Here is a 23,260-nt window from a genome sequence, read left to right as displayed (position 1 = left end):
CAGCCGACCCAGCAGCCAAGCTGGCCAAGCGGACCACGCCGGCCGATCGGCTCCGTTACCCGCCCCGCTCGCTACCCGACGCCCTCCACCGCACCGTCGAACAGAACGTCCTGCTCCCACTCATCGGCCGACTGCCGGGCGACCCGTACGTAGTGCTCGGCGATCCGCTCGGGGTCGAGCGCGGAGCCCGGGGCGACCGGGCCGCCGACGGTGATGGTGGCGATGTGCACGCCCCGCGGCCCGAACTCCTCGGCCAGCACCGAACGGGCCGCGCGCAGCCCGGCCTTGCCTATGGAAAGGCTCGTCGCCGCGGCGCGTGCGCTCGGCATGCCGGACGTGAGCAGCACGGTGCCACCACCGGCCGCCGCCATCTGCGGCGCCAGGTGCATCACGGCGCTCACCGCGCCGACGACGTTCACCTGCAGCGTCGCGGTCAGTTCCGCGGCGGGCAGGTCGCCGGGACGGTCGTAGCGGACCCAGGCGGCGTTGTAGACCAGCACGTCCGGAACGCCGAGCCGCTCGACGGCGGCGTCCAGCCCGGAGCGCAGCGATGCCTCGTCGGCCGCGTCGGCCGACAGGCCGAAAGCCTTGCCGCCGGCCTGCTCGACCGCGGCGACGGCCCCCTCGACGGTGGCCCGGGAGCGGGCCAGCACCGCCACCGGCGAGCCCTCCCGGGCGAAGCGACGGGCCACGGCCTGGCCGATACCGGGCCCCGCGCCGATCACGAACGTTCCAGCCATGTGCGTCAACTTCCTTTCGGTGGCGCCGGGGCACTCGACTGCCGCCGATCAGGTCCGCCGCATAAGGGAACACCGGCCGGTCGCCTCTCTATTCCTCATTCCTCAACTCGCGTCACCGGCCGCCTGCCCCAACTCGCCGCGCCCCAACTCACCGAGCCCCACCACCAGTCAGCGCCATGGTCAGCGCCGTCGGCCACCACTACCTGACTTCCCGCCCACGGCGCGCCATGGCCCCCCGTTTCCTACGCGACCTTCCTACGTGCCCCACTTGCACCGTGCCCCACTTCCCCCACCGGAGTACCGGCGCACGAAGCCCGGGTCGGCGCCCGTTACCCCCGTATGCCCGTCACCCCCGTAGGGCCCGGCGATGGTCATCGCCCCTCAGGGAGGCGAGGGCGAGCGCCCCGAGCGTGCAAGTGACGACCACGTAGTAGGCGGGGACGTCGGGGTCACCGGTGCGCTGGACGAGTGCCGTGATCAGCAGTCCCGCGCAGCCGGAGAAGACCGCGTTCGCCAGCGCGTAGGCGACGCCCAGGCCGGTGTGCCGGGCCCGGGTGGGGAACATCTCGGCCAGCATCGCCGGGCCCGGACCGGCCAGCAGACCCACCAGGGCACCCGCGAGCGCCACCGCTCCGCACATCAGCCACACGGGGGAATGGCGGTCCTGCACCACATGGAGCAGCGGCAGCGCGGACAGCGCGGCAAGGACGGCACCGGTGACCATGACCGGTCTCCGGCCCAGCCGGTCGCTGAGCCGGCCCGCCGGCAGGATCGTGGCGGCGAAACCGAGGTTGGCGACGACCGTGGCCAGCAGCGCCTGGCGCGGGCTGCGCCCCACCGTCTGCTGAAGGTAGGCCGGCAGCACCACGAGGAACGTGTATCCGGCCGCCGACCACGCCATGAGCCGTCCACACCCCAGCACGACCGCGAACACCGCAACCGCCCCACGCCCGGCCCGCCGCCCCTCCGCCACCCCAGCAACTTCACCCGCCCCCGCCCGCCCCGCCCGCAGGAACTCCGGGGACTCCGCCAACCGCAGCCGCAGCCACAGCGCGACCGCCCCCATCGGCAGTGCCGCCAGGAACGGCAGCCGCCACCCCCACGCCGCGACCTGTTCCCCCGTCAGCAGGCCCGTCACCAGCGTCGCGGCCACGGCCCCCATGAGCAGCCCGAGCGCGACGGTGAGCGACTGCCACGCGCCGAACGCCCCCCGTTTACCCGTCGGCGCGCACTCCGTCATCAGGGCCACCGCGCCACCGAACTCCCCGCCCGCCGACAGCCCCTGCACGATCCGTAACGCCGTCAGCAACCAGGGCGCGGCGGCGCCGACGGTGGCATACGTGGGCAGCAGACCGATGGCCGCCGTCGCCGAGGTCATGGCCAGGACCGCGACGACCAGCGCCGGCCGCCGCCCGAAGCGGTCGCCGAACCGGCCGAGGAGCAACGCGCCCACCGGCCGGAAGAAGAACGCCAGCGCGAACGACGCATACGTCCTGACCAGTGCCTCCGCGGCGCCACCGCCCCGCGGGGTGAAGAAGTCGGCCGCGATGACGGTGGCGAAGTACGCGTAGACGCCGAACTCGTACCACTCGATGAGGTTGCCGACCGCACCCGCGACCACGCTCCGGCGCGTGAGCGCCGCCCCGGCCGTCCCGCTCTGCGGCCCCTCCGTGTAGGTCGTCATGGCAGGAAGCCTTCCCCGCGCCGGTCCGGCCGACCGACCGGTGCACCACCGGACCGAACCCGCCGCGTCCGTGATCGCGCCCTCACCACCGGTGATCACGGTGTCCGAATAGCGGGCGTTCACTCCGTACCCGCACCATGCCGCCCAGACTCGTCAGGCTCATCGAACGTCCCACTGAACAGGCACGACCATGACTCGGACTCTTACCCGGTCACCCCAGGGTTCCCCGCAGGCCGTGCAGGACGACGCGCCTGTCCTGTCGCACGGGCTCAAACAGCGCCATCTGTCGATGATCGCGCTCGGCGGAGTCATCGGCGCCGGGCTCTTCGTCGGCTCCGGAGTCGGTATCGCCGCCGCCGGGCCGGCCATCGTCCTCCTCTTCGCCGCCACCGGCGCACTGGTCATGCTGATCATGCGGATGCTCGGCGAGATGTCGGCGGCCCGGCCCTCCACCGGCTCGTTCTCCGTGCACGCGGAGGAGGAACTCGGCTCCTGGGCGGGCACCACCTCGGGCTGGATGTACTGGCTGATGCTCTGCGCCGGCGTGGCCGCCGAGGCCACCGCCGCGGGCGCGATCATGCACACCTGGGTGTCGTTCATCCCCGCCTACGGCTGGGTGGCGATCTTCATGGCGTTCTTCTGCGCCAGCAATCTGACCGCCGTCAAGAACTTCGGCGAGTTCGAGTTCTGGTTCGCGGCCATCAAGGTGACCGTGATCGTCGCGTTCCTGGTGCTGGGCGTGCTCGGCATCCTCGGCGTCTTCGGCACGGCGCCCGGTACCACCCACCTCACCGGCCACGGCGGTTTCTTCCCGACCGGTGCCGCCGGCCTCGCCGCCGGTCTGCTCACCACCATTTCCGGCTTCGCGGGCCTGGAGACCGTCACCATCGCGGCAGCGGAGTCCGACAAGCCCAGCCGCAACGTCGCCCGCGCCGTGCGCACCGCCGTCTGGCGCATCGCCGTCTTCTACATCGGCTCCATGGCCGTGGTCGTCACCCTGGTGCCGTGGAACGACCCGAAGGTCGCCGAGGCCGGCCCCTACGTCACCGTCCTCGACCGGCTCGGCATCCCGGCCGCCGGCACGATCATGCAGATCGTGGTGCTGGTGGCACTGCTCTCCGCGATGAACGCCAACATCTACGGCTCCTCGCGGATGGCGTACTCCCTCGTCAGCCGCGGCCAGGGCCCGCGCTTCCTGGGCAAGGTCACCCGGGGCATCCCGGCCGCTGCGGTGCTGGCGTCCTGCGTCTTCGGCTTCGCCGCGGTGATCGCCGGGATCGTCTGGCCCACCACCGTGTTCGCCTGGCTGCTGAACATCGCCGGCTGCTCGGTACTGGTCGTCTGGTCGATCGTCTGCCTCACCCAGGTGAAGATGCGCCGCCGCCTGGAGCGCGAGGCGCCCGAGAAGCTCATGGTGCGGATGTGGGGCTTCCCGTATCTGACCTGGGTGGCGTTCGCCGCCATCCTCGGCGTCTTCGCCGTCATGGCCGGCAGCACGGACGGCCGCCATCAGCTCGTCGGCACGGCCGTCGTGGTGGCCGCGCTGGTCACCGCCGACCGCCTCAGGCGCCGCCGCGCCCGCCGGAGCACCGACACCGCCCAGATGTAGCCCCGACGGCGACCCGTCCCCTCGCCACCGCTCCCGGCCACCACCCCTGGCCAACGGAAAGGCCGGCCCGACGCTCCCACGCCGGGCCGGCCTTCCGCTTGCCGGCTCAGTCCGTACCGAACTCCATGGCCGCGCGGTCCAGCATCTCCTCGTCGCCGGAGACCCCGCCGCGGGAGGCGATGGCCTCGGCGCCGCCCTCCGGCAGCGTGCCGATCAGCCCGGTCGCGGCCGCCTGGGCGGCGCCGATGGCGGGGTTGGCGGTGCCGATCAGGCCGAGCCCGGCGTACTGCTCCAGCTTGGCGCGCGAGTCGGCGATGTCGAGGTTGCGCATGGTCAGCTGGCCGATCCGGTCCACCGGGCCGAACGCCGAGTCCTCGGTGCGCTCCATGGACAGCTTGTCCGGGTGGTAGCTGAACGCCGGGCCCGTGGTGTCCAGGATCGAGTAGTCCTCACCGCGCCGCAGCCGCAGCGTGACCTCGCCGGTGACAGCGGCGCCGACCCAGCGCTGCAGCGACTCCCGGATCATCAGGGCCTGCGGGTCGAGCCACCGGCCCTCGTACATCAGCCGGCCCAGGCGCCGCCCCTCGACGTGGTACTGGGCGAGGGTGTCCTCGTTGTGGATCGCGTTGACCAGCCGCTCGTACGCGGCGTGCAGCAGCGCCATGCCCGGCGCCTCGTAGATGCCGCGGCTCTTGGCCTCGATGATCCGGTTCTCGATCTGGTCGGACATGCCCAGGCCGTGCCGCCCGCCGATGGCGTTGGCCTCCATCACCAGGTCGACGGCGGAGCCGAACTCCTTGCCGTTGATCGTCACCGGCCGGCCCTGGTCGAAGCCGATCGTGACGTCCTCGGGGAGGATCTCCACCTCGGGGTCCCAGAACCGCACGCCCATGATCGGCTCGACGGTCTCGACGCCGGTGTCCAGGTGCTCCAGTGTCTTGGCCTCGTGGGTGGCGCCCCAGATGTTGGCGTCGGTGGAGTACGCCTTCTCGGTGCTGTCCCGGTAGGGGAGGTCGTGGGCGAGCAGCCACTCCGACATCTCCTTGCGGCCGCCCAGCTCCGTCACGAAGTCCGCGTCCAGCCACGGCTTGTAGATCCGCAGGTTCGGGTTGGCGAGCAGACCGTAGCGGTAGAACCGCTCGATGTCGTTGCCCTTGAACGTCGACCCGTCACCCCAGATCTGCACGTCGTCCTCGAGCATCGCCCGGACCAGGAGCGTGCCGGTGACCGCGCGGCCGAGCGGCGTGGTGTTGAAGTAGGCGCGCCCGCCCGAGCGGATGTGGAACGCCCCGCAGGTCAGCGCGGCCAGGCCCTCCTCGACCAGGGCCGCACGGCAGTCGACCAGGCGAGCGATCTCGGCACCGTAGGTCTGGGCCCGGCCGGGCACCGAGGCGATGTCGGGCTCGTCGTACTGGCCGATGTCGGCGGTGTACGTGCACGGGACGGCGCCCTTGTCACGCATCCACGCGACCGCGACGGAGGTGTCGAGGCCGCCCGAGAAGGCGATGCCGACGCGCTCGCCGGCGGGGAGGGAGGTGAGGACCTTAGACATAGGAAGATTATGCATAACAACGCATGGCCATGCAACCCATGCCGCTCGGGGCGCGGCGCCGACGGCGAGCGGCCCGCTCGCGAAGCAATCAGCCCAACCCCGCCGCCCAGGCAGTCAGCACTCCGAAGTCGTCCTCGGTCAGCCCGACCCGGGGATCTGTCCGATGAAGAAGTGAAGGGCCGCGATGATGGTTCCGCACCCAGGCACGGTCCGTATCGGTGATCTCGTCGTCCACCCAGGCGAACGCGCGCCCCGCCACCCAGGCAACGATCTCCGGCGTCTTCCAGAACGCCCCGCCCCCGGGCTCCGGCCGCGGCGCGGACCACGAGATGACCGGCAGACTGGCCGGCCCCAGAACCGGCGCGACGAACTCATTGGCCTCGTCCTCCCAAGTCGTCGCCCAGACCAGGTCGAAGGGAAGCGCACGCAGCGCCGGACCGTGCGCAGGGTTCAGCCACACCCGAAGCGGCTTGACCCGCTTGTCCGGTATACCCCATGCGGCCAGCCGCCGCCGCTCGGCTTCCTCCCAACGGGGCGTCAACAGGCGGTAGGTGCCGTATCCATTGGGCCGTCGTTGTGGTTTCGCCGCCTACGGATTCAACGGACCATCCACGTCCACCAACAGCAACGGGCGCATCAACCCACCCCTCTCCCGCCCGCAACGTAGCGCCCGACCGCCAACCCAGCCAGCGGAATTCCGCCAGGCAACACGACGGCGTCGGCCCGCCGCGGGACCCGCGCGGCCCGCGAGGACGGGCAAACGGCCCCGGCGCCCGAGCATGTTGCCCTGGCGTCGAGGCCGTTGCAGGTAATTTACGCGGCTGGTGGCACGAGTCGCCTAGTGGCCACAGTTGCCCATGCTGGTGCCCTGACCACCGGGGCTGCCCTCACCGTTGATCAGGTTGGCCAGCAGGCCGTTGAGGATTCCCACCTCGCCGAGGATGTCGAGGTTCAGCTCGTGGTTGTGGCAGCTGCTCTCGTGCCCCCCCATGCCCTGGGCCTGGGCGGTACCGGAGCCGAGCAGGCTGACGCTACCGATCACGGCAACCACCGCAGCAGCCTTGCGAAGCTTGTGCATTTCTCCTCCAGAGAATCGATGTCGAGCAGGCATCAAAGATCGACTTTGCGCTGATATCGGAGGCTAATGCGATATGCGCCAACGCGCTCTTCGGCGCTGGCATCCGGGGGGTGGGGGTCACCGCGGCCGATCCGCGCGGCACAGCGCGATCGGCCCATCACGCACCCGAAGTGACAAACCCTCAACCTCTCGAACCGTCAGTGTCTGTGCCCTGCACCGGTGTCGGTCGAAAGCCGTCGGACGGCGATGTCTCCGACGTCGCCGGTGCGGTGGCTGTGGGTATGGGCGAGGACACCGTTGCGGAGTTGTCGGAGGGCGTGGTGGGTCCAGGCGGGGACGGGTGACTTGCCGGTGGGCGGCGCCGCGGAAGGCGCCGAGGACGAGGGCGGCGTGACTGTGGGTGGGAAGCCCATTGCCGCGGACGACGGCGTAGACGAAAACCAGGCCGGCCGACACGATCAACGCACCAATCCACACAGGGAGGTTCTGCGCGCCTCTGCGTAAAACGCGCGCCGCGAACGTGCAGCGACGGCGAGTTCGACGACGATCGCCAACCGCCCGATCGGAATCAGCGGAGGGGCGTGGGCTCGGCTCCGTTCGCCGGCGCAGGCGCGTCAGCCACAACCAGGAAATGGATCACGCATGCATGCGGACCCGGGCATACCCGAAGCGCCGCAACCGACTCGGCTACCGCCACCCTACGGATGCTTCCACCACAACAACCCCGGACCGCCCCCAAGTTCACCCAGGAGCGACCCCGCCCTCGCCATAACATTCAACCAGCCCCCGCCCGTTGAGGGCGCCGACGGCCACAAAGGGATGCCGAAGTATCGGCCGGCTCACGACCAACCGTGGTCAGCAACGGCATCGAAACCCACCCCGGCGACACCACACCCTTCCAGGAAGGCAAGGAATCCGGCACTCCAAATGATTCATACCGGTGGGCAAATGGGTGACCCTGCATTGATTCCCGTGACCCGCCCAGACGATGAACCGTTCCCCGCTGGGAGAGAACAGTGAACGGGCCTACGGGCCGCCGGCCGGGACCGTCTCGCGTCCCTGGCGCCGGAGCGGTCCGCGGCAACGATCTCGACATGCCGTCCGAAGCGGATCAGAGGAGGGGCGATGGACCGCGCCATCGAATCCGAGACGCCATGGACGGCTTTACGACGTGCGTTGCCGCGGCCCTGCGGGAGGCTTCGCCCGTCGTTCGACACGAAGTGCGCAAGATGCGAAGCCCGGGGTCGTCCCTGTCTGCGCACTCAAGACATCGATAAGTAATCGGATTTCCATACAGGTCATGAAGGGCCGAGGGTTTCATGCGCAAGCTTCATCAGGTCGCGCTCGCCGTCGCAGCGGCTGGCGGTCTGTCCACCATCGGCGCCAGCGCTAGCCACGCCGACGCTCCTGCCGGGTACAACGGCGCCGCCCCGCCCACCGCTACGCAACCGGACACCCCTCAGGCCGAAGCCTGGACGGCCTCGGGGGCCACTTCACACACCTACGGATCGCACGGCGGCCCGCAGCAGGGCGCCGCGCCGCAGCAGGCCGCGGCCCCGCAAACGCTCGTTCCGCAGGCTGGTCCGGAGGTGTCGCCGCAGCTCAACCCGCAGTTCAATCCGCACCTCTCGCCGCAGGTCTCGCAGGTCGCGCCGCAGTCCGGTCCGCAGGACCAGAACAACCTCTTCCGCCCGTACCAGGAGTGCAGCCCGCAGTCGCTGCTCGACGCCAACGTCCCGATCGGGCTGCTGGCCACTCCCGAGACCAGGGGCTTCAGCTGCGCGCAGACCAATTCGCAGGCCAACGCCCACGCCACATCGAGGTAGCGAGTCCGCGACGGTCGCCCGGCCCTTCGAGGGGTATCCCTCGAAGGGCCTTTGTGCGTGCTCACGATGAGCAAGTCCCGCGCCACGGTGGCCGCAGCGGATCGGGCCGCGACGACACAGCAATCAGTTCCGTTCTCAACGATGCCTGAACTGTTCAGGTTCCGGGCTCACTTCCAAAATCTTCAGTCGCATAATCCGGCGCGTCGCTCAAGAGCGGTGGATATTTCGTATTAGCCTCCACAACTGTACGAAGTCTGTACACCGCAGATCACATCGGCTCAAACTTCCGGAGAAGAAATGCGCAAGCTTTACAAGGCGGCCGTCCTGGCTGCCGCCATCGGTAGCGTTGGCTTCCTCGGCGCCGGCACTGCCAATGCCCTCGGCGGGCAGGGCGGCGGCCAGTTCGACATCAAGCAGGGCAGTCAATGCCGCTCCCATGACCTGAACGTGGACGTCCTCGGTGAGGTCGGCATCCTCAACGGCCTGCTGGGCAGCGCGCTCAACGGCGAGGGCTCGCCGGGTGCGCAGGCTACCCACATGGGCTCGACCATGGGCTGCAACAACAGCGCATTCTGAGCCGCGAGCAGCCGAGTAGTTCACCCAAAGGGTTCTCGACGCCGAGTCGCAAGGCCGGCGTCGAGAACCCTTTTTGCATTTTGGGAAATCCTTTTATCTTTCTGTCGGTTCGCCTCCTGGACGGCTGACATCGTATTCGTGTACGACGCCCCGCCTGAGCGACAACGACCACATCAAGCGCCCGAGTTCAGTAAATGACGGATGAGCGGGCGAAGTTGGCGGAGGCGATACGGGAGGTGGTGCCTCTCGATCTGGTCGCCGCGAGCCGCCGCCGGCATCGACACCCCAAATGATTCATGCCACTACGCAAACGGGTGACCCTGGATTGATTCCCGTGACCACGCCCGGCGATCTGCCGTTCCTCGGTGGGAGAGAACAGCGAAGGGGCTTATGGGCCGCTGGTCGGGAGGGCTTCTCCTTCCTGGCGTCGGACGGTCTGCGGCGACGATGTCGGCATGGTGTCCGACGCGAATCGGAGGAGAGGCGTTGCGCTGCGCCGTTGAATCCGAAGGCCGTTGGGGAGCGCCACGACTGGCGTTGTCGCGGCCCTGCGGGCGGCTCCCACCGTGCATGAGCACGGGGTGCGCAGGGTGTGCAGCCCGCGATTACCTCCGTTTGCGCACTCAAGACATCGATAAGTAATCAGATTTCCATACAGGCAATGAAGGGCCGAGGGTTTCATGCGCAAGCTTCATCAGATCGCGCTCGTCGTCGCAGCGGCTGGCGGTCTGTCCACCATCGGCGCCGGCGTGAGCCATGCAGATGCTCCTGCCGGGTACAACGGCGCCGCCCCGCCCACTGCTCCTCAGGCCCCGGCTCCGCAGCAGTACGTTCCGGCTCCGCAGTACGCGCAGCAGCCGGCGCCTGCTCCGGCTCCGGCCCCTGCTCCGCAGCAGTATGCCCAGTCTCCTGCGCCACAGCAGCCCGCCCCGCAGTATGCGCAGCAGCCGGCGGCGCCGCAGGCCCCTGCCCCGCAGTACTACGCGCAGCAGCCGGCACCTGCTCCGGCTCCGGCCCCTGCTCCGCAGCAGTACGCTCCGGCTCCCCAGCAGGCAGCCCCGCAGCAGTCGGCGCCGCAACCTGCCCCGCAGCAGTACGCTCAGCCGCAGTCGGCTCCGCAGGCTCCGGCTCAGCAGCATTACGACGGCCCGCGCGCCACTGCATCGGTCGCCTCGATGGGCGCCGCGCAGGCTGCCAGCTCCGCTCCGAGTTCGCAGCAGTCCTCCACTCCGCAGTCCTCGGGCCCGGCCTCGGCCCCGGAGGTCGCCCCCCAGGCGTCCCCGCAGGTCCAGCCCCAGGTCGCACCGCAGGTGGCCGTTCCGCAGGTCTTCTCACCGCAGCCCTCCCCGCGCGTGGCGCCCCAGGTGAACCCCCAGTTCAACCCGGAGGTCAATCCGCTGGTCAACCCGCTGATCTCGCCGGACGTTCCGCACGTGAACCCGCTCGGCATGGGTCGACTGGCGGCGCCGCCGCTGGGACAGGTCGACCTGCCCCGCATGGCCTGAGCGTTCAAGGACGCTCCTGGGCGCCGGCCATGGAGCTCGGTGACAGTGGACGCCCGACCGCGTCGACTGTCACCGGGTGATGGGCGAACCCGGCAGTCAGGCCACTGAACTGGCTGGCTCCGTATGCGAGTTGTGGTTGGCGCCTTGCCACAATGACCGAGTCGGCCCGCCTTCTCTCGCAACAGGCATTTCAATGGCTGCAGTTGCGAGCCGCCGCCGTACTCGCCCGCGCGCCGGGCAGCTGGCACACGGCTATCGATCTGATGCCTCGCCGCACCACCGATCGGCCAGTTGCCACCGCATTCCAAGGCAGGGCACTCTCCGCGCCGAGCGCGTAGGCGCCCTGCCCGTTCCGGCCCACCGATGCCGCACCACGAGGCACACCCCAGCCAGCCTCCGGGTCGGCACCCCCAGTCCACTGCACATCACAACCGCTCAATCACCGGAGAAGACATGCGCAAGTTCCACAAGGTCGCCGTCGTGGCTGCCGCACTCGGCAGTGTCGGCGCTTTCGGCGCAGGCACCGCCTACGCCCACGGCGAGGCGGGCGCCCACGACACCGACCTCACACAGGGAACCGAGTGCCGTTCGCACGACATGAACATCAGTGTCCTCGGGACGGTCGGAGCGCTCGACGGCACGCTGGGCAACGCACTCAACGGCGAGGGCTCGCCGGGCGCGCAGCACACTCACCAGGGCGCGAACTTCCACTGCAGCAACGGCGTCTCCTGAACGACCGCCGCTGGTAAGGAGCTGTCCTCGTCCCGGTGCCGAGTCACGAGCTCGGCGCCGGGACTCGCCTTGTGTCCGGGGTCGGCTCACCCTGCGTGCGCTCCGGATCGCGTGGTGCGGCCCCTGCCGGTATACCGACCGCCAACCTGTCAGTATGGCCGGCGGCCCGACGGGGACATGATGAATGGCCGGACCGACGACAACGCGGTCCGGCCATTCACGTATGGCGGGGTGTTCTCAGCGAACGATCACCCCATGATCAGGCGGAGTGAGGGCTCATCCCTCTGCGCCGTCGCCCGCTTGCTGAGATCCGCCATCCGCTTGCTGAGAACCGCTGTCCGCCTGGGGAGAGCTGCCACCCGCTTGGGGAGAGCTGCCCCCCGCTTGGGGAGAGCCGCCACCCGACTGGGAAGACGATTCGCCGGGCACCCGGGCCGAGTTGTTGCAGGTGATGGAAGGCCCGACCTGCATGCTTCCCGGGTTGAGAAGCCCGTGCGCGGGGATGGAGAGGGGCGACGTCGGCTCGCAGCTCTGCACCTGGTTGACGGAGTATCTACCGTCCTCGTTGGCGCCGGCCGTTCGCTGGAGGCAGGTGACATTGCCCTGGACGTCACGGGTGCAGAGTCCTCTGGGGTCTGCGGCGTGCGCCTGGGGGGCGATGACACAGGCGGTGGTGAGGCCGCCCAACAGTGCCACGGTGGCTGCGATCTTTTTCCGACTGAACATCTACTACGTTCCTTTGTGATCGATGCTCGGATGCGGTGTTCCGCGAGCGGGCCGCACCCGAGCTCTGAGTGCGGAAGGGGGCCTGGTGCCCGGGCCCGAAGGCCGGACACCAGAACCCCGTCCGGCTACTTGCCGATGCTGTTGTTGCAGCCGATGCTCGAGCCGATCGGGCTGGACTGCGCTCCGGGGGAGCCCTCGCCGTTGAGCGCGCTACCCAGCACGCCGTTGAGGATTCCGACCTCGCCGAGCACGTCGACGTTCAGGTCGTGCGTGCGGCACTGGGAGCCCTGGCCGAAGTGGCTGCCGCCTCCTGAGGCGTACGAGGTGCCGGCGCCGAAGAATCCAACGCTACCGAGGGCGACGGCGACGACAGCAACCTTCTGAAGCTTACGCATTTCTTTCTCCATGATTGTCCGGAAGTGATCGGAGATCGACTGCTTCATGCAGTTGCGGATAGTTAATACGAAAGATCAGCGGTTGCTGAGCGACGCGCCGGATGTTAAAGCCGTCTTGGACGAGCTTGGCGCCTGCAACGATCCCAAGTTCCTGCCTGGTTGGGGAAACAACGGGCCGAGGGGGGTGCGAACGCTGTTTGGCGAACCACTCGTTCGGCCGTACGGTCCGCGCCCCAGTTGCCGGACACAGGAAAGCGGGCCCTTCGGGGAAGAGTCCCGAAAGGCCCGCGATCGTGTCGGGGTGCGGCTGCCCTGTCGCCTTACTTGGTGAAGGAGTGGTTGAACTGGCCGCAGGTGGTGCCCCAGGTCTCGGGAACGTTGAGTACGCCGAATGGGAGGTTGGCCTCGGCCACGGTCTGCGGGCTGCACTCCTGGTACGGGCGGAAGAGCTCGTTGTGGGCCTTGCCGCCGTGGGCGTAGGCAGTGCCGGCCCCGGCGCCGACGGCGGACAGACCGCCGGCAGCGGCGACGAGCATGACCTGTTGAAGCTTGCGCATGGAACCCTCGACCTTCGTACCTGTACTTAAGCCCAACTTGCTGGCTGTGACTGCGCGAACACTAGCAGTAGCCAATCTGGGCGTTCCACTCCGTTGCGCGCCTTGTGTCGGAGAGCTGACTGGGAGTCAGTCCGCCTGTGGTGACTGCCCGCTGCTTTGCTTCCGTGAGCGGTGCAATGGTCGAGAGGGGGATGAAGAGGAAGCCCTGGTCACAGCGGAGAGGGGGAGGTGGGACTGGGGGGGGCGGGAGGGGAATTCGGGGTGTCAGGCCAGTGCCTGGGGGTGGCGGTTCTCTCTTGTCTTTTGATGGCGGCCGCGGTGACGCCAATGGCAAATGGGTGACGATTGACCGGCCCCCGTACCCCTGTTGGGGGTCTGCGTCGTTTCTCTGCCAGAGAGGGCGGAAGGAAGGTGCGATGGATGCCGTTCCGGATGCCTCGAATTGTGTCACGTGCGTCGTCGACTCGCCGTGTCGACGTCAAATGGCCCTCGCTGTGGGCCTGTTGGGCGGCTTCCGGCGTGGAGTCGAGGCGATGGACGCGAGTTCCTCCTCCGTAGTGCGCAATATGGGAGTGCGCCGGGATCGGTCGGTGGCAGCCGTGCGGGGTGGGACTTCGTCTTGCGAGAACGACACGAAGTGTGTAGTGGGGCGAAATCCACGGTTGGCTACTCTGAGTGTGCATATACTCACACTAGGTAATCGCGGCATGTTCATCTCCATCCACGCAATCAAGGATCAAGGGTTCCATGCGCAAACTTCAGAGAGTCGCCATCGTCGTCGCAGCCGTGGGCTGCCTCTCCACCGCCAGTGCCGGGGTCAGCTTGGCCGACGGGTACGGCTCCGGCCCGGAGGTCACCGCCTGGTCCGTCTCCGCCTCGGGCGCCTCCGCCAACGGCGGTGGGCATGGTGGTCCGCAGGCCGCTCCGCAGGCTGCCCCCGAGGCCCCGGCCCCGGCCCCGGCCCCGGCTCCTGCCCCGCAGGCAGCCCCGGCTCCGGCCCCGGCCCCGGCTCCCGCTCCGGCTCCGCAGGCAGCCCCGCCGGCTCCGGCCCCGGCTCCGCAGGCAGCACCTGCTCCGGCCCCGGCTCCCGCCCCGGCCCCGCAGGTCCAGCAGGCTCCGGTCCAGCAGGGCCCGGCTCAGGAGTCTCGCTCCGAGCGCCGTGGTGACGTGGCGGTCCGGCAGAACACCATGTGCCGGTCGCACGACCTGAACGTCAACGTTCTCGGCCAGGTCGGTCTGCTGAACGGCGTGTTGGGCAATGCGCTCAACGGCGAAGGCCGTGGTGGCAACCAGGGGACCCGCCAGGGTTCGAACATGGGCTGTGACAACGCCACTGCCCTCCGCAAGTAAGTAGGACGGGGTTCTGGTGTCCGGCCTTCGGGTTCGGGCACCAGAACCCTTTTTCGGCATTCTCCGGCTCGGGCGCGAGCCCGTTCGTGGTGTCTCGCGCCCGAGTGTCAACCACAAAGGAACGCAGAACATGTTGAGTCGCAAGAAGATCGCAGCGATCGTGGCAATGATGGGCGGCATCACCGCAGCCTGCGCCATCGCCCCTCAAGCGCACGCAGTAGAAGGGGACCACTGCAGTCGCGGCGAATCAGGCAACAAGATCTGCGTCCACAAGTACGCGGCCGTCTACCGGACGAAGGACGGCCGCCGCATCATCATCGACCAGGAGCAGCGTTGCGCGACGGCCTCCCGGCAGCGCTTGGTGTGGCCCGAGGAGGGTCTCGTGGGTGGGGAGGGAGAGACGAACGTCGGCCCGCGCATGAACTGTTCCAACCACCTCCAGCTCCCCAAGAGCTTCAAGCGGTCCCACTCCGACTTCTGAGTGCCATGTGATCGAGGGGCCGGCTCGGGTGATCCCGAGCCGGCCGCAATACTGCGGGGTCGGTCCCTTTGACGGGGACCGACCCCGCATCCGTGTGTACGAGCCTGCTGGGCTTGGGGTGTTGGGAGATGCGGGGCCAGTCGTCGTTCGTCGGCGGATGCTCGGTTGAGACGGGACATATGAAAGGGTTCCGGCGTCCGGTCTGCGGACCGGACGCCGGAACCCGTGCTCTGGTGGCTACTTGTTGAACGCGCCGTTGTTGCAGCCCATGGACGAGCCCATGTGCGTGCTCTGTGCGCCCGGCGAGCCCTCGCCGTTGAGCAGGTTTCCGCCCAGACCGTTCGCGATCCCGACTTCGCCGAGGATGTCGACGTTGGTGTCGTGTGATCTACACATGGCGCTCTGCTTGATGTCGAAGCGGCCCTGGGGGCCTCCCTCGCCGTCGGCATTGGCGGTGCTGACACCGAGAATGCTGACGCTACCGAGGACGGCAGCCACGACAGCAGCCTTGTGAAGCTTGCGCATTTCTTCTCCGGTGAATTGAGCGGTTGAGGTCGTTATGTAACGACTTCGTACAGCTGGGGAGGCTAATACGAAATGCCTCTGAAGTCCCACAGCGACGCGCCGGATTGTATGATGCGAATTTTTTGCCCGTTGACGGGACGTCAACGGGCGAGGTGGGTGTTCGGCGGGATGTTCCCTGGTGGCGACTCCCTTTTCGGATTTCCATGGTGAATTTCACTATTTTCGGTGCGGGAGAGTGCTGGAGTCTGCTCTGTGATTTTCGTGATCGCGCGATCAGGTGATCGCCTGGCGTGGACGTGAGGGGGTGTGCGGGCGCGGGTGCCAGGGTGGCCTGAGCCAATCGCACGTTCGCACACGAGATGAAGCAGGAGCAGTCATGCGCCGTGTTCTCGCCGGACTTCTGGGGGCCTTCGCGCTCGCCGGGATCGTCTCTGTACCTGCCCACGCCAGCGGCTTCGACCTAAGTGGCACCGGGGTCATCGGGGCCCCGCTGACGGTCGTCAGCGATATCGGTCCGCTGCATGTCGGCCGGCTGCCGTTGTTCGGCGGTCGTTGATCGTTCCGTAGCCGTCCGGGCGCCCTGGGGATCTTCCGCAGGGCGCCTTTTCGTGTGTATGCGCCGATTCTCCCGGACTTTCGGGGTGCGGGAATGGTGGGATGGCGGGAGGCGGAATCGATGCGCTCGGAACGTTCCGCGTTCTGCAGATTAATGCGAACAATGGAGGTGTGTTCGGCCGGCTTCTTTTCTGGGATATTCCGGCGATCGATCATCGAGGGAAAATCGTCGCCCATACAAGAATAATTACTATTCTCCGGCCGGAGTGAGTATGCACATCAAGCTGAAAGAGTGATCGAAATGGCGCATTCGGAGCTTTCTGCGCTCGGCGTCGTTGTGTGTTGTGCGGTCCGCGGAAGTGGCCGCGCTGTCAAGGAGGAGTCACGTGATCAAAAAGGTCATTGCCGCTTCGGTTGCCACCGGCGGCCTGCTGTTCGCAGGGGCGGGTGTGTCCGTAGCCGACGCCGGGGCTGATGGGGCCGCCGTTGGTTCTCCTGGTGTGCTGTCCGGGAACCAGGTTCAGGTGCCCGTTCACATCCCGGTGAATGCGTGCGGAAACACCGTGGACGTGGTCGGGGCGCTCAATCCCGCATTCGGCAACGACTGCGTCAACAGTTCGAAGGGCCACGAGCGGCGCCACCACAAAATGCAGGCGCACAAGCCGCAGGTGCGCCACGAGCGTCCGGCGCCGCACCACCGGGCGCCGGCCGCCGCCCCGGCCCCCGCGCCTGAGCACCGGGTCCACCAGCACCACCACCGCAACATCCCCGTTCGCCCGCAGCTGGCGAAGACCGGTGAGGCGGAGACCGGTATGGCGATTGCGACCAGCGCCGTGCTGCTGATGGGCGGCACTCTGCTGTACCGCCGGGGTCGGCGCGCCGCTCGCAACTGAAAGGGATCGGCGGCCGTTTCCGGGCCGTAGCCGGTCTTTGTCGGCAGTTCACCGTCTCCGGCGGTGGACTGCCGGATTTGCAGGTGCTGCTGTTGTGCTGTGGCGCGGCTGTCTCCCGCGCACGGGCCCGATTCGTGACCCCCGAGGCCCTCGGCTCGGGGGTCACGAACTGGGCGCCTGGCCTCAGGTCTCGTTGTGGAAGATCAGCAGGTAGCGCCAGAAGAGCAGGCGGCGGATGTGGGATCCGGGCAGCAGGGTTGCGGCCTGGTGGCGGATCTCGGGCAGGGGCATGGTGGGTGTTTTCACCGGTGCCTTGGTCCGCGACCGGCGGGGTGACGAGGTGGGGCGAGCCGTTTCGGCGGCGGCGACGGCGAGGCGGATGAGGGCATTGGTGGGGGCGGCTGCCAGGCTCCAGAGGCCGTCGCGGAGGCCCTTCTCTCGATAGCAGCCCAGGATCACCAGCACTCCGCCCGGCGCGAGTGCGTTACGCAACCTGGTCACCGTGTCGAAGGGCATGTGGTGGAGGCTGGCCAGGCACGAGATGAAGTCGTAGTGGCCGGGGGGAAGTTCGAGGGCGGTGGCGTCCGCTTGGCGGAAGTGCGGGGGCCGGTGGACGTCTGCCCGTTCCGAGAGGGCGCGGGCCTGGGCGATGACCTGCGCGGACGGGTCGATCGCGTCGACCTCGACGCCCAGGCCGGCGAGACGCCGGGCGAAGCGGCCGGTGCCGCAGCCGACGTCCAGCGCGGTGCCGCAGTTCCGCGGCAGGTGGCGCAGCAGTAGGCGGTGATAGTGGTCGTTGTGGTCGAACGGCATGTGCTGACACTGCCACAGGGGCGCGGCGGGGTCGTGTGCGTGCGTTGTCCCCTGGTTCGTAACCGTCTCCTGCTCGTCTCCTGTTCGTTTCCCTTCCGGTCATGGAGGGATGCGGGTCATGCGGAGTGTCGGAAGCGGTTGCGGTATTCCGTCGGGGTGGTGTTGAGCTGGCGGCGGAAGGCGCGGATCAGGGTGTCCGTGGTGCGGAAGCCGCAGGCGGACGCGATGCGGTCGAGGGTGTCGTCGGTGGATTCGAGTCGGTTACGGGCGGCTTCGACGCGGGCCGATTCGAGGTAGGCGGCCGGGGTCGTGCCGAGTTCCGTCTTGAAGATGCGGGTGAGTTGGCGCTCGCTGACGTGGGCGTGTGCGGCGAGGTCGGCGACGGTGAGGTTTTTGGTGATGTTGCGGGTGATGTGGTGGCGGAGGTCGGCCATGCGTCGCGTCGTCGAGACGGGTTCGATCGGGACGCTGAACTGGCTCTGCCCGCTCGGCCGCTTCAGGTACATCACGAGCTGGCGGGCGATGCGCAGCGCGACGGCCTCGCCGAAGTCCTCGGCGACGAGGGCCAGGGACAGGTCCAGGCAGGCGGTGATGCCGGCGCCGGTCCACACGTCCTGGTCGCGGATGAAGATCGGGTCGGCGTCGACCTCGACCGACGGGTGGTCGGCAGCGAGTTGCTGAGCGGTCGACCAGTGGGTGGTGGCGCGCTTGCCGTCCAGGAGGCCGGCCGCAGCCAGGAGGTGCGCCCCCACGCAGACCGAGGCGATGCGCCGTGACCTGCCGGCGAGGGTTTTGACCCAGTGGACCACGGTGGGGTCGGCGACGGCGTGCACATGGCGCTGGTCGTCGACTTCGACCGAGCCGGGGACCATCAGGGTGTCGATGGCTTTGGTGGCCGCTTCCTCGAAGGTGATGTCGGGGAGCACGCGTACTCCCGCGGAGGTGGTGACGGGGGCCAGCGTTTCGGCGGCCAGCAGGACGTCGTAGCCCGATGGGTCGTTCGTCTCGCGGCGCAGCAGGGCGAAGACCTCCGGGGGGCCGGTGACGTCGAGCAGGTCGACGCCGTCGAAGAGGAGGACGACGAGGGATCGCTCGGCGGTGGTCGAGGCGGTCGAGTTGGGCAAGGGGCTCCGTCCGGGTGTGGTGTCTGGCGGGGGTGTCGGTATCTGCAAGTTACATGACATTGCTGCCATGGGAGGCGGATCGTAGCGTGGAGTGTGCCGGCGCGCGGTGGCCCAACCTTTCGATACGGAACCCAAGAAGGTGCAGCAATGCCTACGACGACTCTGCGGGACATCAACGGCTTGGATGCCGCTCCGGCGACGCTGGCCCAGGCGACGCTGATCCTGGTCGACTACCAGAACACCTACACCCGTGGCGTGATGGAGCTGTCGGGTTGGCGGGCGGCCCTCGACAACGCCGCCGCGTTGCTCGCCAGGGCCAGGGAGGCGGGTGCGAAGGTCGTCCACGTCATCCACGACGGGGGCGAGGGCTCCGCGTACGACATCCGGGAGGACATCGGGCGGATCCACCCTCGGGTGGCGCCGGTCGACGGTGAGCCGGTCGTCGTGAAGACCGCGCCCGACTCGTTCGTCGGTACGGACCTGGGGGAGCACGTCGATGCCGCCGGGAACGAGGACGTGGTGGTGATCGGGTTTATGACGCACATGTGCGTGGCGTCCACGGCGTCGGGTGCGTTCCTGCGTGGGAACCGGCCCACCGTGGTCGCCGATGCCTGTGCGACGCGGCCGCTGGCGACGGCGGTTGCCGAGGTGTCTGCGGAGCAGGTGCATCACAGCGCGCTGGCGACGATCGGCGACCTTTACGGCGTCGTCGTGCCGTCCGGGGCGTCGTTGAGCTGAGCGTCGTCGGCCGGGGCGGAGCGTCCCGGGGTGGGGAGCGTCCCGCATGCGTGCGTGTGTGCGTGCATGCGGGGCGGTTTTTCATAACCGGAGGAGGGCGATGGGGAGCGGGGGACCGGCGGTTTCCGCCGTACAGCCGGCAGACCCCCGAGATGCGCGCAGCCCTGACGGAGATGCACCGGCTCGACTTCGCCGAACTCGCCGATCTGGTACGCCGGTTCGAGGAGCAGCGCGACACGCTAGGACCCTGGGCGGACGCGGCACTCTTCTCCCGGTCGACGCTGCGGCTCAACCCCGAGCAACTGCGTGCGTTCTTCGAGGAGTACATCGCGCTGCTGTACCGCTTCTCGCCGGCGGAGGGCGAGGTCGCGCCCGACGCGCGGGCCGTGCACATCCGGCTGCTGGGCATACCCGAGGGCAACTGACCTGTTCTGCGGGCGATTTCGAAGAAGGGGGGCGCAGGCAGTGCAGCTCTTCGTCAGGTCGTACCTTCGGGCCTGTCTGGCTCTGGTATGTGCGGTGGCCGCCGGACTGCTCGCCGCGCCACGGGCCCGTGCGGAGGTGCCGGGTGGTGGCGGACTGGTCCGGGAGGAGGTCTCCTTCCGCGGTGGTGGGGGGCTCGTCCTGCACGGGACGGTACTGGCCGCCTCGGGGGCGCGGGGCAGCCGCCCGGGCATCGTGCTCATCGGCGGTTCGGGGCCCGGTCCCAGGCAGGAGTACCGGCAGGAGGCGGAGGCGTTCGCGCGGGCGGGGATCACCACGCTCGTCTACGACAAGCGGACGGCCGGGTACTCCGTCACCCACCGCGACTTCGGAGTCCTGGCCGAGGACGCGCTCGGTGGAGTACGGCTGTTGCGGAAGTGGCCGGGCGTCGATCCGAAGCAGGTCGGGGTGTGGGGGTTCAGTGAGGGTGGCTGGGTGGCGCCGTTGGCCGCGTCGCGGTCGTCCGACGTGGCGTTCGTGATCACGATCGGCGGGTCGGGGTATGGCGTGTTGCGTACCCAGGCATGGAATCTCACCACGCATCTGCTGCATCGGGGTGCCGGTGCGCCGTTCACCGGCGTGGTGGCCGGACCGGCGGCCCAACTCGTCGATGCCACAGGCAAGTTCCCGGACGCGGACTACGGCGCGTCGCAGGTGCTGGAGCGGCTGCACCGGACGCCGGTGTTGGCCCTGTGGGGTGCGCACGACATGCAGGTACCGCCCGCAGAGAGCGCTCGGGTCTTTCAGCGGGCACTCGACCGGGCCGGCAACCGGCACGCGGTCATCCGGTTCGTCCCCGGTGGGGCGCACAACGGGCATCGGACGTCGGACGGCTTCGACCGCCTGGGCGGCCCGCTCTTTCACGGCAAGCCGTTGGGGGAACTGGCCCCCGGCTATGCGGAGACCATGACCTCGTGGGTGCGGGCGGTGGCCACCGGGCACCCACCCGTGAGCGCCGTGGCCCCCGCGCCGCACCAGGTGGCGTCCAGTACGCCCGTGCCTGGGGATGCCTGGTACGCATGGCTGGCTCCGCTGCTGCTCCTGGTCGGTTTCGCCGGCTACCCTGTGGGTGCCGTGCTGCGGCGGGGGCCCGTGGTGCGTCCCGTTCGTCGGCTGGCGGGGCTGGGGTCGGCCGCGGTGGTGGGAGCGGTGGTCTGTCCGCTTGCGGTCTATGTGGTGGGGGACGGGGTTGCGGTGCCTGGGGTGTGGGGGCGGCCGGTGGTGTGGTTGGCGGTGCAGTTGGTCGGTGTGGCCGTCGTCGTGGCGGGGGTTGTGGCGGTGGTTGCTGTCTGGCGGCAGCGCCGGGCGCGGGGCTGGGGTGCCTGGCTGCGGCTGGCGCCGGCGCTGCTCGCGGCGGTGGGGTTCGTGCCGTGGGGGGTGTGGTGGGGGGTGTTGCGGGTTTAGCTCCACGGCTCATGGGACGCAACCTCTATGGCCGACCGTTTCTCGCGGGCCGGCGGGCGTCAGAAGCGCCCTCATGATCTGCGTGCTGTCCGTGCGAGGTCTCGGGCTGCCGTATCCACGTGGCCAGTAGCCCAAGCGCCTCTTCGGAGCTGGAGCCTTCCTCTGCGGTGTGGACACTCAGCCGCTGGTCCGGGTCGGCGGGCGGGGTGAGGGACTCGTAGTTGAGGGTGAGCGGGCCGACGACCGGGTGGTGGAAGTGTTTGGACCTGCTGCGGACGCGTCGCCGTGCGACGGGGCCTGCCTGCGGCGGACTTGGCGAGCTGGAACAGATGGGTGCGTTCGACGGGATCGAGCCGTAGCGCGTGGGAGATGGCGTCCAGCACGGTCTCGGAGACGTTCAACCGGCGTCCGCGTTCCGGGCGAACGTAGTAGTCGACGCTCACGCCGGCCAGTTGCGCGATCTCTGCGCGGCGCAGTCCCGGCACCCGCCGGGAGCCGCCGTCGTCGGACAGGCCCGCCTGGCGCGGGGTGATCCGTGCCCGACGCGAGCGCAGGAACTCACCGAGAGCTGTGTTGCGGTCCATGCGGTCCATGCGGTCGTTCACGATAGGGCCCGAGTTCGCCCCGACGGGCCGCGAAAGGGGGACTGGCAGTCCCCCGGTCCGGCTGTCCCCGGGGCGAAGCGGACCCCCCGCAAGCCGATCAGCAGCCGTTTTGGGTGCTGAAGTGGAACGTGTCGAGACCGACCGGGGCCAGGTCGCCCCGGTCGGCCTCTGTTCGCCTCGCACGAAGGGAACTCCTGTGTCGGACACCAAGACATTCCTGATCACCGCGGCCGCGGTGCTGCGCATCGTGGCGGCCGACCGGCCGCCATCACCGAGCCGGCCCGCTCTTGGTCCGTGGGTGGTCAGTTGAGGTCGAGTACGGCCTTGCCGTGGAGACGGCGGTTGAGCAGGGCGTCGATGGCGTTGGGGGCGTCGGTCCAGGGGCCGCGCCAGGAGAGGTGCGGGGTGAGGGTGCCGGCGGCGACCTGTTCGGCGAGCCAGGTCAGGTCGCGGGCCAGTCCGGTGCAGGCCAGTAGGAAGAATGTGGTGAGGGTGCGGTCGTGCCGGCCCTGGTCGCCGTAGAGGGCCCCGTAGGGGAAGGTTTCGTCCTCGTGTGCGGAGTGGCCGACCGCTACCAGGGTGCCGCCTTCGGTCAACTTGCCGTAGGCGGAGACGAGTTGGCGCCCGCCGATGAGGTCGATGACGCCGTCCACGGGGGTTGCGAGGTCGTGCGGGCCCCTCACCACCTCGTGTGCGCCCAGGCTGCGCAGGCTCTCGCCGTGCCGGTCCGGGGATCCGGTGGCGGCGATGACGTGCGCCCCGCCGTGCCGGGCCAGCTGGACCGCGTAGCGGCCGGTGCCGCCGGTGGCTCCGGTGATCAGGACGCGCCGCCCCAGGAGGGGGCCGAGGCGGTGCAGGGCGCGGAGTGCGGTGGCGCCGGCCACCGGGATCGTGGCGATCGCCCCGGGGTCGGCGCCGGGTGGCACTACGCCGATCAAGTCGGTGTCCACCGCGCGGAGTTCGGCCCAGCCGCCGTCCGGCCCGAGGGTGACGACGGGGGTGCCGGCGGCCGGGCCGGAGCCGTCGGCCGCTGCCCGTTCGACGATCCCGGCGGCATCCCAGCCCAGGACCGCGCCGTCGGCGCTCTCCTGGAGGCCGATGCGTACCTCGCCGTAGTTGAGGGAGGTGGCCGCCACCCGCACCAGGGCCTGGTGCGGGGCCGGTTGGGGGTCGGGGGCCTGGGCGAGGCGGAGGCCGGTGGGGGAGGAGCGGTCGACGAGCAGAGCACGCATGGCGCGGTGCGTCCCTTCGGGAGACGGCGGGGGAGCAGGGTTGTGCCAGACAGTTATGCCACTCAGTGGCATGTGCG

General features: G+C 69.1%; 22 protein-coding genes and 3 pseudogenes. 12 read left to right on the top strand and 13 right to left on the bottom strand.

The annotated features are described in order from the left end of the window. Positions 1-71: 71 nt before the first annotated feature. Together B073_RS0109555 and B073_RS0109550 are read right to left on the bottom strand one after the other, a co-directional pair. Positions 72-740, bottom strand: coding sequence for an SDR family NAD(P)-dependent oxidoreductase (locus B073_RS0109555; protein ID WP_018537865.1), 669 nt, complete (start codon positions 738-740; stop codon positions 72-74). Between the two features lie 346 nt (positions 741-1,086). Then, the gene (locus B073_RS0109550) at positions 1,087-2,424 is read right to left on the bottom strand and encodes an MFS transporter (RefSeq protein ID WP_018537864.1); all 1,338 of its coding nucleotides are present in this window, start codon (positions 2,422-2,424) and stop codon (positions 1,087-1,089) included. A 190-nt stretch (positions 2,425-2,614) separates the two neighbouring features. Between B073_RS0109550 and B073_RS0109545 the strand changes: the two genes are divergently transcribed. Then, positions 2,615-4,033, top strand: coding sequence for an amino acid permease (locus B073_RS0109545; RefSeq protein WP_037811297.1), 1,419 nt, complete (start codon positions 2,615-2,617; stop codon positions 4,031-4,033). A gap of 106 nt (positions 4,034-4,139) precedes the next feature. Here the strand turns inward: B073_RS0109545 and argG are convergent, their stop codons facing one another. The 3 genes and pseudogenes from argG to B073_RS0109530 all read right to left on the bottom strand — a co-directional run bounded on the left by argG (position 4,140) and on the right by B073_RS0109530 (position 6,663). Further along, on the bottom strand, positions 4,140-5,585 hold the full coding sequence (gene argG, locus B073_RS0109540) for an argininosuccinate synthase (protein ID WP_018537862.1): 1,446 nt from the start codon (positions 5,583-5,585) through the stop codon (positions 4,140-4,142). 88 nt (positions 5,586-5,673) lie between these two features. Next, positions 5,674-6,222: pseudogene (locus B073_RS39530) on the bottom strand (HAD domain-containing protein). Between the two features lie 201 nt (positions 6,223-6,423). Continuing rightward, positions 6,424-6,663: a hypothetical protein gene (locus tag B073_RS0109530; protein ID WP_018537860.1), complete on the bottom strand. Its 240-nt coding sequence runs from the start codon at positions 6,661-6,663 to the stop codon at positions 6,424-6,426. Positions 6,664-7,982: 1,319 nt separating this feature from the next. Between B073_RS0109530 and B073_RS0109525 the strand changes: the two genes are divergently transcribed. The 4 genes from B073_RS0109525 (at position 7,983) to B073_RS0109510 (ending at position 11,302) form a co-directional block, all read left to right on the top strand. Beyond that, positions 7,983-8,489 carry a hypothetical protein gene (locus tag B073_RS0109525; RefSeq protein WP_018537859.1) on the top strand — a complete coding sequence of 169 codons (507 nt, stop codon included), beginning with the start codon at positions 7,983-7,985 and terminating at the stop codon, positions 8,487-8,489. A gap of 297 nt (positions 8,490-8,786) precedes the next feature. Further along, positions 8,787-9,065: a hypothetical protein gene (locus tag B073_RS0109520; RefSeq protein WP_018537858.1), complete on the top strand. Its 279-nt coding sequence runs from the start codon at positions 8,787-8,789 to the stop codon at positions 9,063-9,065. Between the two features lie 680 nt (positions 9,066-9,745). Continuing rightward, positions 9,746-10,570, top strand: a complete 825-nt coding sequence (locus B073_RS45160; protein ID WP_037811295.1) for a hypothetical protein — start codon at positions 9,746-9,748, stop codon at positions 10,568-10,570. 453 nt (positions 10,571-11,023) lie between these two features. Next, entirely contained in the window at positions 11,024-11,302 is a 279-nt protein-coding gene (locus tag B073_RS0109510) for a hypothetical protein (RefSeq protein WP_018537856.1), read from the top strand. 851 nt (positions 11,303-12,153) lie between these two features. Here B073_RS0109510 and B073_RS0109500 read toward each other — a convergent pair. Beyond that, the gene (locus B073_RS0109500) at positions 12,154-12,423 is read right to left on the bottom strand and encodes a hypothetical protein (RefSeq protein WP_018537854.1); all 270 of its coding nucleotides are present in this window, start codon (positions 12,421-12,423) and stop codon (positions 12,154-12,156) included. Between the two features lie 320 nt (positions 12,424-12,743). Next, positions 12,744-12,980 carry a hypothetical protein gene (locus tag B073_RS0109495; protein ID WP_018537853.1) on the bottom strand — a complete coding sequence of 79 codons (237 nt, stop codon included), beginning with the start codon at positions 12,978-12,980 and terminating at the stop codon, positions 12,744-12,746. 747 nt (positions 12,981-13,727) lie between these two features. Here B073_RS0109495 and B073_RS49005 point away from each other — a divergent pair. Next, the gene (locus B073_RS49005; protein ID WP_199788122.1) at positions 13,728-14,330 is read left to right on the top strand and encodes a hypothetical protein; all 603 of its coding nucleotides are present in this window, start codon (positions 13,728-13,730) and stop codon (positions 14,328-14,330) included. 130 nt (positions 14,331-14,460) lie between these two features. After that, complete coding sequence (locus B073_RS0109485; protein ID WP_018537850.1) at positions 14,461-14,811, top strand: hypothetical protein; 351 nt, start codon at positions 14,461-14,463, stop codon at positions 14,809-14,811. Positions 14,812-15,048: 237 nt separating this feature from the next. On the opposite strand, the gene B073_RS0109480 is transcribed toward B073_RS0109485, so the two are convergent. Further along, the gene (locus B073_RS0109480) at positions 15,049-15,336 is read right to left on the bottom strand and encodes a hypothetical protein (RefSeq protein WP_018537849.1); all 288 of its coding nucleotides are present in this window, start codon (positions 15,334-15,336) and stop codon (positions 15,049-15,051) included. A 376-nt stretch (positions 15,337-15,712) separates the two neighbouring features. Between B073_RS0109480 and B073_RS0109475 the strand changes: the two genes are divergently transcribed. Further along, positions 15,713-15,892 (top strand): hypothetical protein, encoded by a 180-nt coding sequence (locus B073_RS0109475; protein ID WP_018537848.1) that lies wholly within the window; start codon positions 15,713-15,715, stop codon positions 15,890-15,892. A gap of 385 nt (positions 15,893-16,277) precedes the next feature. Further along, positions 16,278-16,508, top strand: a pseudogene (locus tag B073_RS47665) (chaplin); the annotation flags it as partial. A gap of 459 nt (positions 16,509-16,967) precedes the next feature. On the opposite strand, the gene B073_RS0109465 reads toward B073_RS47665, so the two are convergent. Continuing rightward, entirely contained in the window at positions 16,968-17,597 is a 630-nt protein-coding gene (locus B073_RS0109465; protein WP_018537846.1) for a class I SAM-dependent methyltransferase, read from the bottom strand. A gap of 116 nt (positions 17,598-17,713) precedes the next feature. Then, positions 17,714-18,721, bottom strand: coding sequence for a GlxA family transcriptional regulator (locus B073_RS0109460; protein WP_018537845.1), 1,008 nt, complete (start codon positions 18,719-18,721; stop codon positions 17,714-17,716). Between the two features lie 147 nt (positions 18,722-18,868). On the opposite strand from B073_RS0109460, the gene B073_RS0109455 reads away from it, so the two are divergent. From B073_RS0109455 to B073_RS0109445, 3 genes are all read left to right on the top strand, one after another. Beyond that, a complete protein-coding gene (locus B073_RS0109455; protein ID WP_018537844.1) occupies positions 18,869-19,459 on the top strand; it encodes an isochorismatase family protein in 591 nt (196 codons plus the stop codon). Between the two features lie 152 nt (positions 19,460-19,611). Beyond that, positions 19,612-19,884, top strand: a complete 273-nt coding sequence (locus B073_RS39515) for a hypothetical protein (RefSeq protein ID WP_234025034.1) — start codon at positions 19,612-19,614, stop codon at positions 19,882-19,884. A gap of 94 nt (positions 19,885-19,978) precedes the next feature. Beyond that, the gene (locus tag B073_RS0109445) at positions 19,979-21,346 is read left to right on the top strand and encodes an alpha/beta hydrolase family protein (RefSeq protein WP_234025033.1); all 1,368 of its coding nucleotides are present in this window, start codon (positions 19,979-19,981) and stop codon (positions 21,344-21,346) included. A 25-nt stretch (positions 21,347-21,371) separates the two neighbouring features. On the opposite strand, the gene B073_RS47660 is transcribed toward B073_RS0109445, so the two are convergent. The 3 genes and pseudogenes from B073_RS47660 to B073_RS0109435 form a co-directional block, all read right to left on the bottom strand. Continuing rightward, positions 21,372-21,677 carry a hypothetical protein gene (locus tag B073_RS47660; protein WP_234025039.1) on the bottom strand — a complete coding sequence of 102 codons (306 nt, stop codon included), beginning with the start codon at positions 21,675-21,677 and terminating at the stop codon, positions 21,372-21,374. A gap of 55 nt (positions 21,678-21,732) precedes the next feature. After that, a pseudogene (locus B073_RS47655) lies at positions 21,733-21,930 on the bottom strand (transcriptional regulator); the annotation flags it as partial. Between the two features lie 323 nt (positions 21,931-22,253). Then, on the bottom strand, positions 22,254-23,183 hold the full coding sequence (locus tag B073_RS0109435; RefSeq protein ID WP_018537841.1) for a zinc-binding dehydrogenase: 930 nt from the start codon (positions 23,181-23,183) through the stop codon (positions 22,254-22,256). Positions 23,184-23,260 lie beyond the last annotated feature (77 nt).

The sequence above is a fragment of the Streptomyces sp. MspMP-M5 genome (genome assembly GCF_000373585.1).
Classification (GTDB): Bacteria; Actinomycetota; Actinomycetes; order Streptomycetales; family Streptomycetaceae; genus Streptomyces.
The sequence above is the reverse complement of the archived record's forward strand: the minus strand, read 5'-3'. Positions and strand labels throughout refer to the sequence as shown.